The organism is Sandaracinobacteroides sayramensis, assembly GCF_022014495.1.
GTDB lineage: Bacteria > Pseudomonadota > Alphaproteobacteria > Sphingomonadales > Sphingomonadaceae > Sandaracinobacteroides > Sandaracinobacteroides sayramense.
On record NZ_JAKLSQ010000031.1, the window covers coordinates 1 to 13,152 of the forward strand.

The 13,152-nt window shown below is 67.7% G+C and carries 12 protein-coding genes; 3 read left to right on the plus strand and 9 right to left on the minus strand.

Going from position 1 to position 13,152, the window contains the following annotated elements; all coding sequences use genetic code 11:
* Positions 1-121: 121 nt before the first annotated feature.
* Entirely contained in the window at positions 122-661 is a 540-nt protein-coding gene (locus L6Q21_RS16610) for a TIGR00645 family protein (protein WP_237831870.1), read from the minus strand.
* Between the two features lie 117 nt (positions 662-778).
* Between L6Q21_RS16610 and L6Q21_RS16615 the strand changes: the two genes are divergently transcribed.
* The gene (locus L6Q21_RS16615; RefSeq protein WP_237831871.1) at positions 779-2,560 is read left to right on the plus strand and encodes a hypothetical protein; all 1,782 of its coding nucleotides are present in this window, start codon (positions 779-781) and stop codon (positions 2,558-2,560) included.
* Positions 2,561-2,598: 38 nt separating this feature from the next.
* On the opposite strand, the gene uvrB is transcribed toward L6Q21_RS16615, so the two are convergent.
* The gene (gene uvrB / locus L6Q21_RS16620) at positions 2,599-4,770 is read right to left on the minus strand and encodes an excinuclease ABC subunit UvrB (protein ID WP_237831872.1); all 2,172 of its coding nucleotides are present in this window, start codon (positions 4,768-4,770) and stop codon (positions 2,599-2,601) included.
* A gap of 121 nt (positions 4,771-4,891) precedes the next feature.
* On the opposite strand from uvrB, the gene L6Q21_RS16625 reads away from it, so the two are divergent.
* Positions 4,892-5,440 carry a sterol desaturase family protein gene (locus L6Q21_RS16625; RefSeq protein ID WP_237831873.1) on the plus strand — a complete coding sequence of 183 codons (549 nt, stop codon included), beginning with the start codon at positions 4,892-4,894 and terminating at the stop codon, positions 5,438-5,440.
* On the opposite strand, the gene L6Q21_RS16630 is transcribed toward L6Q21_RS16625, so the two are convergent.
* From L6Q21_RS16630 to crtY, 4 genes are read right to left on the minus strand one after another with little or no spacing between them, the layout of a single operon-like run.
* Complete coding sequence (locus tag L6Q21_RS16630; protein ID WP_237831874.1) at positions 5,437-5,898, minus strand: GNAT family N-acetyltransferase; 462 nt, start codon at positions 5,896-5,898, stop codon at positions 5,437-5,439. The two genes, L6Q21_RS16625 and L6Q21_RS16630, sit on opposite strands and share 4 nt — an antisense overlap.
* A complete protein-coding gene (locus tag L6Q21_RS16635) occupies positions 5,895-6,842 on the minus strand; it encodes a phytoene/squalene synthase family protein (RefSeq protein WP_237831875.1) in 948 nt (315 codons plus the stop codon). Before L6Q21_RS16635 ends, L6Q21_RS16630 begins: the two co-directional genes overlap by 4 nt.
* A 10-nt stretch (positions 6,843-6,852) precedes the next feature.
* Positions 6,853-8,400 (minus strand): phytoene desaturase, encoded by a 1,548-nt coding sequence (locus L6Q21_RS16640; RefSeq protein ID WP_237831876.1) that lies wholly within the window; start codon positions 8,398-8,400, stop codon positions 6,853-6,855.
* A 35-nt stretch (positions 8,401-8,435) separates the two neighbouring features.
* Positions 8,436-9,614: a lycopene beta-cyclase CrtY gene (gene crtY, locus L6Q21_RS16645; protein WP_237831877.1), complete on the minus strand. Its 1,179-nt coding sequence runs from the start codon at positions 9,612-9,614 to the stop codon at positions 8,436-8,438.
* Between the two features lie 49 nt (positions 9,615-9,663).
* Between crtY and L6Q21_RS16650 the strand changes: the two genes are divergently transcribed.
* Positions 9,664-10,461, plus strand: a complete 798-nt coding sequence (locus L6Q21_RS16650; protein ID WP_237831878.1) for a sterol desaturase family protein — start codon at positions 9,664-9,666, stop codon at positions 10,459-10,461.
* 129 nt (positions 10,462-10,590) lie between these two features.
* On the opposite strand, the gene tmk is transcribed toward L6Q21_RS16650, so the two are convergent.
* Genes tmk through L6Q21_RS16665 form a run of 3 tightly spaced genes read right to left on the minus strand, consistent with a single transcriptional unit; the run spans position 10,591 to position 13,119 of the window.
* Positions 10,591-11,220, minus strand: a complete 630-nt coding sequence (gene tmk, locus L6Q21_RS16655; RefSeq protein ID WP_237831879.1) for a dTMP kinase — start codon at positions 11,218-11,220, stop codon at positions 10,591-10,593.
* On the minus strand, positions 11,217-12,104 hold the full coding sequence (locus L6Q21_RS16660; RefSeq protein ID WP_237831880.1) for a septal ring lytic transglycosylase RlpA family protein: 888 nt from the start codon (positions 12,102-12,104) through the stop codon (positions 11,217-11,219). The genes tmk and L6Q21_RS16660 overlap by 4 nt, the downstream gene beginning before the upstream one ends.
* A complete protein-coding gene (locus L6Q21_RS16665; protein WP_237831881.1) occupies positions 12,079-13,119 on the minus strand; it encodes a lytic murein transglycosylase in 1,041 nt (346 codons plus the stop codon). Before L6Q21_RS16665 ends, L6Q21_RS16660 begins: the two co-directional genes overlap by 26 nt.
* Between the last annotated feature and the right edge of the window lie 33 nt (positions 13,120-13,152).

A 13,152-nucleotide genomic window follows, 5' to 3' on the forward strand; every position in this document is an offset into this window, starting at 1 on the left:
TCCGCTGGCGCCGCGCTTGAGGAAAAAGCTGGACCCCGGGTCAAGCCCGGGGTGACGAAGGAGAGTATCGGGGGGGGGGGACGAAGGAAAGCAGGGGGCGAAGGAAAATATGCAGCCCGGCCTAATGCTTCTGCTGGGTCATCTTGTCGACCCAGGCGATGCCGATCGCCGAGACGATGAACATGCCGTGGATGATCGTCTGCCACATCACGCCCGTCTCGGTGACACGGCCCGTGGGCGTGCCCATGGCGCCGGCCTCGATGAAGGTGCGCAGCAGGTGGATGGAGGAAATGCCGATGATCGCCATCGCCAGCTTCACCTTCAGCACGCCGGCGTTCACATGGCTCAGCCATTCCGGCTGGTCCGGATGCCCCTTCAGCCCGAGGCGCGAGACGAAGGTCTCATAGCCGCCGACGATCACCATGATCAGCAGGTTGGAGATCATCACCACGTCGATGAGGCCGAGCACCACCAGCATGATCTGCTGCTCGGTGAAGGTAAAGGTGTGGCTGACCAGGTGCCACAATTCCTTCAGGAACAGAAGCACATAGACGACCTGCGCCACGATCAGCCCCAGATAGAGGGGCAATTGCAGCCAGCGGGAGCTGAAGATCAGCAGCGGCAGCGGGCGGAGCGGGGCGTTGGGGTCGGTCTCAAGCATCGGCGGCGCTTTTAGAGAGGGCGAAGGGATCGGGCAACCACTCCAGCCACCGCTGCATCTATTGGCGCAATCCAGGACTCATGTTAGAAATATGACTTGCTTGGTCTTGCACCGTCCATGGGGGAGAGTCGGGTGAGCCTGTCCTGGAAAACCGCCTTGCTCGCGGGAGCGGGGCTTTTCGCCGCGAGTTTTGCACCGGCATCAGTATCGCCTACCCTGCTGGCTGCGCTCGATCCCGGGCGCCTGGCCGACTGGACCTGCGGCTCGCGCGCCGCCGGCGCTTCTCTCGCCCGCGCGCTGCTGCTCGCCAGCGCGGCGGCCGCGCCCGCGAGCGAGCCGGCGGCCATTTCACTTTATCCTGATCTCGCCGCCTCGCCTTTCAAGGTGACCACGGGCGACCCGCAGGCCCGGCGCTATTTCAGCCAGGGGCTGCTCCTCGCTTACGGCTTCAACCATGCCGGCGCGGTTCGCTCCTTCCGCGAAGCCCAGCGCCTGGATCCGCAATGCGCCATGTGCTGGTGGGGCGAGGCAATGGCGCTGGGCCCCAACATCAACGCGCCGATGGACGCGCGCGACCAGACGTCCGCGCTCGTCGCGCTGGAGCGGGCGATGGCGCTGCGCCACCGCGCCGCGCCGCATGAGCAGGCGCTGATCGAAGCGCTCGCGCAGCGCTATTCGCGCGATCCCGGAGCCGACCGCGCCGCCCTGGACGCCGCCTATGCCGATGCCATGCTCGCGGCAGCGCGGCGCTTCCCCGCGGACGACGACATCGCCGTGCTGGCCGCCGAAGCCGCCATGGACACAACCCCCTGGAATTATTGGGAAGCGGATCGGAAAACGTCCGTCGGCCGCAGCGGCGAGGCTGTGCGGCTGGTCGAAGCCGTGCTTGGCCGCAACCCCGATCATGTGCAGGCGGCCCACCTCTATATCCATCTGCTGGAAGCCAGCGACCCGGCGCGCGCGGAAGCCGCCGCCGACCGCCTGGCCAGGCAGCTGGCGCCAAGCGCCGGCCATCTCGTGCACATGCCGGGGCATATCTATGCCCGGCGCGGACGCCATGCCGATTCGATCCGGGTGAATGTCGCGGCGGCGCGCGCGGACGAAGCCTATATCCGCCGCAACGGCGATCGCGGGCTGCTGGCCTATGGCTATTATCCCCACAATATCCATTTCATCGTCGCTTCGGCGCAAATGGCGGGCGACATGGCCACCGCCATCGGCGAAGCCCGGCGCCTGCGCACCGTGCTCGATCCGGCGACTTCGGCCGAGATCGCCTGGATCCAGGCGATCGACGCGGCGCCCTATCTGGCGATGGCGCAGTTCGCGCCGCCGGAAGAGATTCTGGCCCTGCCCGCCCCCGACGCGCGCCTGCCCTATGCCATGGCGATGCGCCACTATGCGCGCGCCATCGCCCATGCCCAGCTTCGCGACCGCGCCGCCTTCGAAGGCGAGCTGGCGGCGCTCGAACGGCTGCGCGATTCCGACGCCTTCGCGGGCATGATCGCGCAGGAGGTGCCGGTGCCGGACCTGCTGGCGCTGGCCGAAGCCGTCGCCCGCGGCCGGCTGGCTTCGGCCGAAGGCCGGCATGGCGAAGCGGCGGGGCACTATCGCCGCGCCGTCGCCATCGAAAGCGGCCTGCCCTATCAGGAACCCGCCTATTGGTATTATCCGGTGCAGCAGTCGCTGGGCGCGGCGCTGTTCCTGGACGGCCGCGCCGCCGAAGCCAGCGAAGCCTTTCGCGCCGCGCTGGCGCAAACCCCAGACAATGGCTGGGCGCTTTACGGCCTGGCGCGCAGCGAAGCCGCGCTGGGTCGCAAGGCGGAAGCGGCGGCGGCCAGGCAAGCTTTCGCAAAAGCCTGGCTGGGCGATCCCGACTGGCTGCGCATGGAGCGCCTTTGAAATCACGCCCGCAGGCCGGCAATCCGCCGACCGCAAGCCTATCGCTTGCGCCCCATCCGGCCGAACTTGCCTGCGCGCGTGCCGGGGCGGCCGGCGGCGGCCCGTCCGCGCACAGGGGCGGCGCTTTCGGTCTTGATCCCCAGTTCATCGGCTTCCAGCCGGCGGATCTCGTCGCGGATTCGCGCCGCCTCCTCGAACTCCAGGTCGGCGGCGGCCGCCTCCATCTTCTTTTCGAGATCGGCGATATAGGCCTTCAGATTATGGCCGACGAGGTGCGGCGTCTCCTCGTCGATCTCCACCGTCAGATGGTCTTTCGCCGAGACATGGGCGACGATGTCGGAAATCGCCTTCTTCACCGTGGCGGGCGTGATTCCATGCGCCTCGTTATAGGCGACCTGCTTCGTGCGCCGCCGCTCCGTCTCGGCCAGCGCCCGGTCCATGCTGCCGGTGCGGTGGTCGGCGTAGAGGATCACCCGCCCCTCGACGTTGCGCGCCGCGCGGCCGATGGTCTGCACCAGCGAGCGTTCGGAGCGCAGGAAACCCTCCTTGTCGGCGTCGAGGATGCAGACGAGGCCGCATTCCGGGATGTCCAGCCCCTCGCGCAGCAGGTTGATCCCCACCAGCACGTCGTAAACCCCCATGCGCAGGTCGCGGATCAGCTCGATCCGCTCCAGCGTCTCCACGTCGGAGTGCATGTAGCGCACGCGCAGCCCCGCCTCGTGCAGATATTCGGTCAGGTCTTCCGCCATCTTCTTGGTGAGGGTGGTGACGAGCACGCGATAGCCCTTGGCCGCCGTCGCCTTCGCCTCGGCGATGAGGTCGTCCACCTGGTCTTCGACGGGGCGGATCTCGACCGGCGGGTCGACGAGGCCGGTGGGGCGGATCACCTGCTCCACGAAGACGCCGCCGGCCTGCTCCATCTCCCAGTCGCCGGGAGTGGCCGAGACGCTGACCGTCTGCGGCCGCATCAGCTCCCACTCCTCGAACTTCAGCGGGCGGTTGTCGATGCAGCTCGGCAGGCGGAAGCCATATTCCGCGAGCGTCACCTTGCGCACCCGGTCGCCGCGCGACATGCCGCCGATCTGCGGGATGGTCACATGGCTTTCGTCCACGAACAGCAGGGCGTTCTCGGGCAGATATTCGAACAGCGTCGGCGGCGGCTCGCCCGGCAGGCGGCCGGTCAGGAAGCGGCTGTAATTCTCGATCCCGGCGCAGGAGCCGGTGGCGGCGATCATCTCCAGATCGAAGTGGGTGCGCTGCTCCAGCCGCTGATATTCCAGCAGCTTGCCTTCGGCTTCCAGCTCCTTCAGCCGCTCGGCCAGTTCGAATTTGATCGCTTCCGTCGCCTGCTTCAGCGTCGGGCCGGGCGTTACATAGTGGCTGTTGGCATAGACCTTCACGCTGTCCAGCGTGGCGATGCGGTTGCCGGTCAGCGGGTCGAACTCGGTGATCGCCTCGATCTCGTCGCCGAAGAAGCCGATGCGCCAGGCCATGTCCTCATAATGGCTGGGGAAGATTTCCAGCGTGTCGCCCTTCATGCGGAAGCTGCCGCGGGCGAACGCCATTTCGTTGCGCTTATATTGCAGGGCCACCAGCTTGCGGACGATCTCGCGCGGGTCGACCGTCATCCCCTTCTTCAGGCTGAAGGTCATGGCGGAATAGGTTTCCACCGAGCCGATGCCGTAGAGGCAGGAGACGGAGGCGACGATCAGCACATCGTCGCGCTCCAGCAGCGCGCGGGTGGCCGAGTGGCGCATCCGGTCGATCGCCTCGTTCACCGACGATTCCTTTTCGATATAGGTGTCGGTGCGGGGCACATAGGCCTCGGGCTGGTAGTAATCGTAATAGCTTACGAAATATTCCACCGCGTTTTCGGGGAAGAAGCCCTTGAACTCGCCGTAAAGCTGCGCCGCCAATATCTTGTTCGGCGCCAGCACCAGCGCCGGGCGCTGAAGCTGCTCTATCACCTTCGCCATGGTGAAGGTCTTGCCCGATCCGGTGACGCCCAGCAGCACCTGGTCGCGCTCCCCGGCTTGCGCCTGCGCCACCAGTTCGGCAATCGCCGCCGGCTGGTCTCCGGCCGGGGCATATTCGCTGTTCAGCACGAATCGCCTGCCGCCTTCGGCCTTTTCCGGCCGCTCGGGCCGGTTCGGCACATAGGTTTCGCTGAGCGGAATGTCGGCGAGGCTGGTGCGAATCGCGATGGACATGGCGGCGAATGTAGGCGTTCGCCCTTCGTTCCACCAGAGGGGCCTGTCAGGGAAGCGGGAAAGCGAGTTGCGGCAATCCGCACTCTCCCCAAATGCCATTCATGGGCCTAAAGGCGTTTCCATGCCCGCCCCGTTCGACATTCCCTGGTATCTCGGCATCGCGCTGTTCGTCGCCACCGTCGCGGCGATGGAGGTGGCGGCGATCCTCGGCCACAAATATGTGATGCACGGTTTTGGCTGGTTCCTGCACAAGTCGCACCATGTCGCGCGCCACGGCTTCTTCGAGTGGAACGATCTTTACGGGGTGATGGGGGCGGCGGCGGCCATCGGCCTGTTCTGGTTCGGCGTGGAGGAGCGCGGCGGCACATTCTATGTGTGGCTGGCATCCGGCATCACTGCCTATGGCGCCATCTATTTCGGCTTCCACGATGTGATCGTCCACCGCCGGGTGGAGACGGGCTATGTGCCCCGGTCCCGCTACATGAAGCGGATCGTGCAGGCGCACCGGCTGCACCATGTGGTGGAAAGCCGCGACGGCACCGTTTCCTTCGGCTTCATCTGGGCGCCGCCCATCGACGAACTGAAGCGGCAACTGGCCGAGAATGCCCGCACCGGCAAGGCCATCGTGCGGCAGAACCCCGTGGGCCGCAACATGCAGGGCCCCGCCTAAAGTTTTAAGTGCAGAAACTGGTTGAAGTCGCTCGGCTGATAGTCGGCGAACGCCTCGCCGTTCACGAAACCCCGGCGGCGATAGAGCGCCAGCGCCGGTTCAAACCCCATTCCGCTGCCGGTTTCCAGAGACAGCCGTTCGCAACCGCTGGCCTTAGCTTCGGTGATGATCCGCTCCAGCACAGCGGCCCCGGCCCCGCGGCGCAGGAAGTCGGGGTGCGTGCGCATCGATTTCACTTCGCCGCCGCCGTCGGCCAGCAATTTTAAAGCGCCGATAGCGGCGATCCGCTCGCCCTCCCACGCGCTCCACACGCGGATGCCGGGCGCCTGAAGGCCAGAAAGATCCAATGCGAAACTGTGCCCCGGGGGTGAACCGGCGTGCATGCCTTGCAGGTGAAAGTGCAGCAGCGCCTGCGTTTCGGCGCCCGAAAGATCGTCCGCCACGATGCGGAACGTCATTGCAGGTCAGGCGTCCACAGGCCGGTGCGGTCGGAAGGCGTCGAAACCCGGATGTTGCGCTTCCAGATCGCTTCGGGGGCGGCCAGAGCGACCGCAATCAGCTTGTCCCGCCGGCGGGTGCGGGTGCGGCCTTCCAGCGCGCTGGGGCCCTGCCCTCGCACCTTGCGGCCGATATCTCCATAAATCTGCGCGGCGGAAAGCACCGCCCAGGCTTGCCGGTTCCGCAAGCTGGGCACCCCGTGCGCGGCCGAGGCCTCATAGCGCTCGGCCAGATCCACCAACCGCGTCACCACCCGGTGCAGCGCCGCGCGGTTTTCCGGCAAGGCGTGCGTCTCGGCGGTCAGCCCTTCTTCCGCCAGCCAGTCGGCCGGCAGATAGCAGCGCCCGCGCTCGGCATCCTCCGCCACGTCGCGGGCGATGTTGTTCAGCTGGAAGGAAAGGCCCAGATCGCACGCGCGGATCAGCGTCGGATGGTCAGCGGGCGGAACCCCCATCACCACCGCCATCATCACGCCCACGCAGCCCGCAACATGGTAGCAATAGGTGAGAAGGTCGGCTTCCGTCACCACCGGCTGCCAGTTCACGTCCATGGCGAAACCGTCGATCAGGTCTTGCGCGTAACGCTCCGGCAGGCCGGTTTCGGCGGCCACGCGCGCCAGCGCATCGAAGGCCGGCTCACCGGTTTCCTCGCCGTCGAGCGCCTTGCTGGTATAGGCCTGCAAGCGCTCCAGCCGTTCGGCGGGCGTGCTGCCCCACTTTGCCCAGTCGTGCGCGCCCTCGCCCAGATACTGGCCGTCGATCACATCGTCGCAGTGGCGGCACCAGGCGTATAGCAAGGTCGCCCGGTCCCGCGTGGCGCCGTCGAACAGGCGGCTGGCCAGCGCGAAACTCTTGGAGCCCCTGGCGATCGCCTCATGGGCCGCGGCAAGAACGGCGTCCGTCATGGCGCCCCTCCTAGGCCTGCCCGGCCACGGCCTCAAGCCTCGGCCCGCCGTTCGAGGGCCATTGCGCCGGGTCGCCGGCGCCCAGATCTTCCAGCATCAGCTTGGCGGTGGCCTTGGCCGAGCCGACGACGCCCGGAATCCCCGCGCCCGGATGCGTGCCGGCGCCGACGAAATAGAGGTTCTTCAGCACCGAATCGCGGTTGTGGGTGCGGAAATAGGCCGACTGCCACAGCACCGGCTCCAGGCTGAAGGCGGAGCCGAGATGCGCGTTCAGCTCGGTGCGGAAATTCTCCGGGCTGAACCAGCTCTTGTGCACCAGATCGGCGGAAAGGCCCGGAATCAGGCGCTTTTCCAGATAGCCGAGAATCCTGTCGGCGTAGCGGGGCGCAACCTGGTTCCAGTCGAGCGGGGCCTTGCCGAGGTGCGGCACCGGGGAAAGCACATAGAAGCCGCTATGGCCTTCGGGCGCCATCGCCCGATCGGTCGCGGTCGAGTGGTGCAGGTAGAGCGAGAAATCGTCGGCCAGCGCCCCGCCGGAATAGATGTCGTCCAGCAGTTCTCGGTAGCGCGGGCCGAACAGGATCGAATGCTGCGGGATGTCGGCGCGGAAGCCCTTCAGCCCGAAGTAGATGACGAAGAGCGAAGGCGAAAAGCTGCGCCGCGTCATGGACTTCGCCATCTTCCGTCCGCGCGGATGGTGGCCCAGCAGCTCCTGATAGCTGTGCACCACATCGCCGTTGGAGGCGACGCTGTCCGCCTTCAGTTCCGTGCCGTCCGCCAGCGTCACGCCCAGCACATGCCCGGCCGCCGCCTCGATCCGGGCGACCTTGCGGCCGATGTGCACGGTGCCGCCCAGATCCTCGAACAGCTTCAGCATCCCCCTGACCAGCGCGTGCGTGCCGCCGCGCGGGAACCAGACGCCCCATTTCTTCTCCAGCGCGTGGATGAGGGCGTAGATGGACGAGGTCTTGAACGGGTTGCCGCCCACCAGCAGCGTGTGGAAGCTGAACGCCTCGCGCAGTTGCGGGTTTTCGATATAGCTGGCGACGACCGAATAGACCGAGCGCCAGGCCTGATATTTCATGAGGTTGGGCGCGGCCTCGATCATCGAGCGGAAGTCGAGGAAGGCCTCGTGGCCGAGCTTTTCATAGCCCTCGGTGAAGACGCCTTCGGAATAGGCCATGAAGCGCCTGTAGCCGTCCACGTCCTTCGGGTTCATGGCGCCGATCTGCGCCAGCAGTTGCGCGTCGTCGTTCGAATAGTCGAAGACCGGCCCATCCTCCCACATCAGCCGGTAGAAGGGGGTGACGGGGATCAGCTCGACATAGTCGGAGAGTTTCCGGCCCGAAAGCGCGAACAGCTCCTCGACGCAGCTCGGGTCGGTGACGACGGTCGGCCCGGCGTCGAACTTGAAGCCGTCCACTTCATAGACATAGGCGCGGCCGCCCGGCTTGTCGCGCGCTTCGACGAGGGTCGTCTGGATTCCGGCCGTCTGCAGGCGGATGGCGAGCGCCAGCCCGCCGAAACCGCTGCCGATCACCACTGCCGTTCGCTGCATGGACCCTTCAACCCTTCTGTCGTCTTCGTTCGCCGTCATGGCTGACGGGGCGGCGCGTGCAACAGGCCCCGGATCGCCCGCCCGATCGGGATGGGCGGTTTGCCGATCAGGATGCGCGCCTTGTCCGCCCATGTGCTATGGCCAGCGTAGAAGCGCGCGACAAGCCCGGCGTCGAGGCCATAGAAGCGTTCCAGCACCTGCCGCCGCTCGTCAGGGTAGGCGGCGCGGAACAGCATCTTCGTCAGCAGCCGGTAGAAGCCGCGCTCTTCCCAGGTGCGGATGGCGTAATCCCGCGCGGCGCGGTCGATGGCCGGGCCGGAGAGATCGGGCAGCGCCGACAGGTGCAGCGCCAGACGCACCGCATCCGGGAAGCTGTAGCCGGTGACGGGGTGGAACAGCGCCGCCGCCATGCCGACGGGGGCGACGCCGGGCGGATATTGCGCCAGATGCGCGCGGATGTCGCCGGCGATGGCGATCGGCAGCACGCCATCCTCGTCGCGGATCAGGCGTTTGATCTTCCAGCCCTGTTTCGCCGCGTAGCGCCGCACCCGCTCGGCCACCGCCTCGCGGTCGAGGTTGGCGCCGTCGGCGTAATAGGTGTCCTCGATCAGCGCCGTGGTGGGGGTGAAGGGCAGCGTATAGAGAAAGCGGTAGCCGTCCTCCTGGTCCACCGTCGCGTCCATGATGATCGGGCCGGACAGGCCGTGCGGCGCTTCCAGCTCCACTTCCAGCCCGACGAACTTCTGGTAGCCCAGCTCCAGATGCGCGGCCGGCCCCTGGCCGCGCGCGTCGATCACCGCCCCGGCCTTCAGCACCTTCTGGTTGGCGAGCGTCACCCGCGTCGGCTCGACCGTGACGACCGGCACGCCCAGCCAGCGGCGCTCGGGCGGCAGCGCTTCCAGCAGCGCCGCGTGCAGGCGTTCCGACGTGGCGGACTGGTAGGCGGCCGGCAACTGCCGGCGATAGCCGGGGAAGCGCACTTCATAATCCGGCCAGCGATGGGCGATGAGCGGCGCGGCGATGGCCGCGCCTTCCGGCGGCACATCCTTTTCGAAGCTGGACCAGGTGTGGTTGCCGCCGAAGCGCTCGCCCGCCTCCACCAGCCCCACGCGCACCTCCGGCCGGCGCCGCCTGAGCGCCAGCGCGATCAGCCCGGCGGAAAGGCCGCCGCCGACCAGCAGGATGTCGGCGTCATGGGGTGGGCAAGATGTCACGGCGTCTGCCTCTAGCGGCGCCCGGCGCTTGCCGCTAGGTGCCTGCGATATGCAACCGCCACAGACCGCGCTGATCGTCTCGCTCGTCGGCATGTGCCTGATCGTGGCGCTGCGCTATCTGGCGGTCTCCGGCCTGTTCGCCTGGAGCGCGAAGCGCATCCGCCCCGATGTCTATGCCCCGGCCGATCCGAAGAAGGCGGCAAGGCTGGCGAAGCAGGTGCGGCGCGAAATCCTCTGGTCGCTGTCGGCGGCGGTGCTCTACGGGCTTCCGGCCGGGCTGGCCGCGCACCTCTGGGCGACGAAGGGCTGGACGCGCATCTATGGCGATGTAAACGCCTGGCCGCTCTGGTGGATTCCGGTTTCGATCCTCCTCTATCTCGCCATCCACGACGCCTGGTTCTACTGGACGCACCGGGCGATGCACCATTGGCCCTGGCTGTTCAAAAAGGCGCACGCCGTGCACCACGAAAGCCGCCCGCCCACCGCCTGGGCGGCGATGGCCTTCCACCCCTGGGAATCGCTTTCCGCCGCCTGGCTGATCCCGGCGCTGACCTTCCTCATCCCCATCCATGTGGCGGCGCTGGGCGTGGTGCTGACGGTGATGACCTTCTTCGGAGTCACCAACCATATGGGCTGGGAAATCCTGCCCGCCCGCTGGGTGCGCGGCTGGCTGGGGCGGCACCTGATCTCCGCCTCGCACCACCATGTCCACCACGAGCGCTACAACAGCAATTACGGCCTCTATTTCCGCTTCTGGGACAAGCTCTGCGGCACCGACAGGGGCCTGTCGGAAGAATTGATCGTGGCGCGGGAGAAGTCCAGGTCGAGAAGCCATGGAAGCAATTGATCTGTTTTCCGTCATCCCGGGCTTGACCCGGGATCCCGCTTCTTGCTTCCGCCGGCCGGAAAGCTGGACCCCGGGTCAAGCCCGGGGTGACGAAGGGAAAAGCCTCGACTGACGATGGGAATATGAGTCCTAGAGCGCCGCAGCCGCGATAGCCGCCGTCACCGCGTCGATCCCGGCGGTGGCGTCGATCCGCACGAAGCGCGGGTCCTCTTCCGCCATCGCCGCGAAACCGGCGTGGACACGGCGGTGATAGTCCAGCGACAATTGCTCGAAGCGCTGCTCCTGCGGCAGCGTCGCATCCTGCGCGGCGGCGCGCTTGGTGGAGCGCTTCAGCCCCAGTTCCACCGGCACGTCCAGCCACAGCACCAGATCCGGCCAGAGGTCGCCGGTCGCAAAGGCGTGCAGCGACAGGAGCGTCTCCAGCGGCACGCCCTTGCCATGGCCCTGATAAGCCAGCGTCGAATGCACGAAACGGTCGCAGAGCACCGTCCGCCCCGCCTCCAGCGCCGGGCGGATCAGCCTTGCCACATGGTCGGCGCGGGCCGCCGTCACCAGCAGCACGTCCGTCTCCACCGTCCAGCGGCCGGTGGCCCCCTGCACGAAGAGGGCGCGAATCTCCTCCGCGCCCGGCGTACCGCCCGGCTCGCGGGTGACGACGACGGTTTCGCCGCGCGCCTTCAGCGCCTCGGCGAGGCGAGCGATCTGGGTGGATTTGCCGGCCCCCTCCCCGCCTTCGAAGGCGATGAAGCGCCCCGTCACCTGACCAGCCTCGCCTCGCGGTAGCCGGCGGCCTGCACGTCGAACAGCACATTGCCGGCCTGCGCTTCCTGCAACGGGCCGATCCGCACCCGCCAGAGGCCGCCGGGCGCCGGATGCGCGGCGGCCGGGCCGAAGTCGGTGAGGACGGAGGCGAGCGCCCGCGCCCTGCCCTCGTCCGAAAGCGCCGCCACCTGGATGAAGCGCGCGGCCGGATCGGCGATGGCGCCGGGCGGAAGCGCGACCGGGATCGGCGAGGGCGCGACCGGAACCGGCGCCGCCACGAAATCGGAAGGCGGCGGCGGGGCCACTGGCGCCGCGCTGGCGACCTGCACGGCGGATTGCCTGGGCGGTTCCGCCCGCGCCCAGTCGCCTTCGGGGAAGACGCGCTTCACCCGCACCCGCGCCAGCCCCGGCCGGTCCACGCCGAGGATTTCCGCCGAGCGCTTGGAAAGGTCGATGATGCGCTCGCCGACGAACGGCCCCCGGTCGTTGATGCGCACCGTCAGCTTGCGCCCATTGTCCAGATTGGTCACCTCCACCCAGCTTGGCATGGGCAGGGTCTTGTGGGCGGCGGTCACATCTTCCTGGTTGTAGATCTCGCCATTGGCCGTCGGCTTGGCGTGGAAGGTGGGGCCATACCAGCTCGCCACCCCCTCCCGGTCGTAATTGCGGTCGTCCTCGGGGAAATAGCGCACGCCGAACACTTCATAGGGCGTGCCGATCTTCACCCCGGGCACGGAGGGCTGGGACGGCTTCGCGGGCGGTTTCGGCGCCGCCACCTGCGGCTTCGGCTGCGAGGCGCAGGCCGCCAGCAGCAGGCCAAGCCCCAGCGCCAGAAGCCGGCCGGGGCGCGGAAGCTCAGCGGAAAGCGGGCTGGAGCGCATTGCCGAGCAGCGCCACCGAAAGCGCGTAGAAGTTGGAGCAATTATATTCCATGATCGCGCGATAGCTGCGCGTGGCGAGGAAGGCGCCCTCGCCGGCGCCGTCCGGCTCGATCAGGCTCATCTCCACATCGTCGGCGGGCCAGACGGCGTTCAGCGGCACGAAGCCCTTCGCCTTCCAGTCGCGGGCCGGCAGCCAGACGGAGTGGCGCTCCAGTGGGCGGATGCAGCTTGTGGGCTTGACCGGATTGGCAACCGTCGCCCGGTCGAACCCCTGCGGCACGCCGACGCGGAAGCCCCAGGGAACGCCCGGTTTCCAGCCGTTCTTCGCCAGATAATTGCCGATCGACATGAAGGTGTCGGCGGTGGAATTCCAGATGTCGGCCTTGCCGTCGCCGTCGCCGTCCGCCGCATAGGCGAGGTAGGAGGAGGGCAGGAACTGCGACTGGCCGAAGGCCCCGGCCCAGCTTCCCTTCAACTGATCGCGCGAGACCCGGCCCTCGCCCACCATCCGCACCAGCGAATCGAGCTCGCGGGTGAACAGCGCCTCGCGCCGGCCGTCGTAGGCAAGGGTGGCGATGGCGGACGGCAGGTCGAAGCCGCCCATCACCCGGCCATAGCTGGTTTCCATGCCCCAGATGGCGACGATGATTTCCGGCGGCACGCCCGTCTGCCGCGACACCTTCAGCAGCGTGTCGCGGTTGGCCCGCGCCCGGGTGAGGCCATCGTCGATCCGCTGCTGCGTCAGTTGGCGGCCGAGGTAATCGGCGAAGATGTTGCGCCGGCCGCTGTCGTCCGGCTGGTTGCGGTCGAGCTGCACCGCGCGCGCGCTGTAGGTGGCGTTCGACAGCGTCGCGTCCAGCCATTCCGGCTTCAGCCCGCGCGCGACGGCGCCGGCCTTGTAATTCTGCAGCCAGACGGGAAAGCCATCGGCCGGCGAGGTGACATCGGCCCGGGCCGGCGTCGCCAGCAAAAGAGCGGCTGGCAGCAGGGCGGCGGAGAGAAGAAGGCGGCGCATGGCCTTCCTCTGCCACAGCGGGACTCGCGCGGG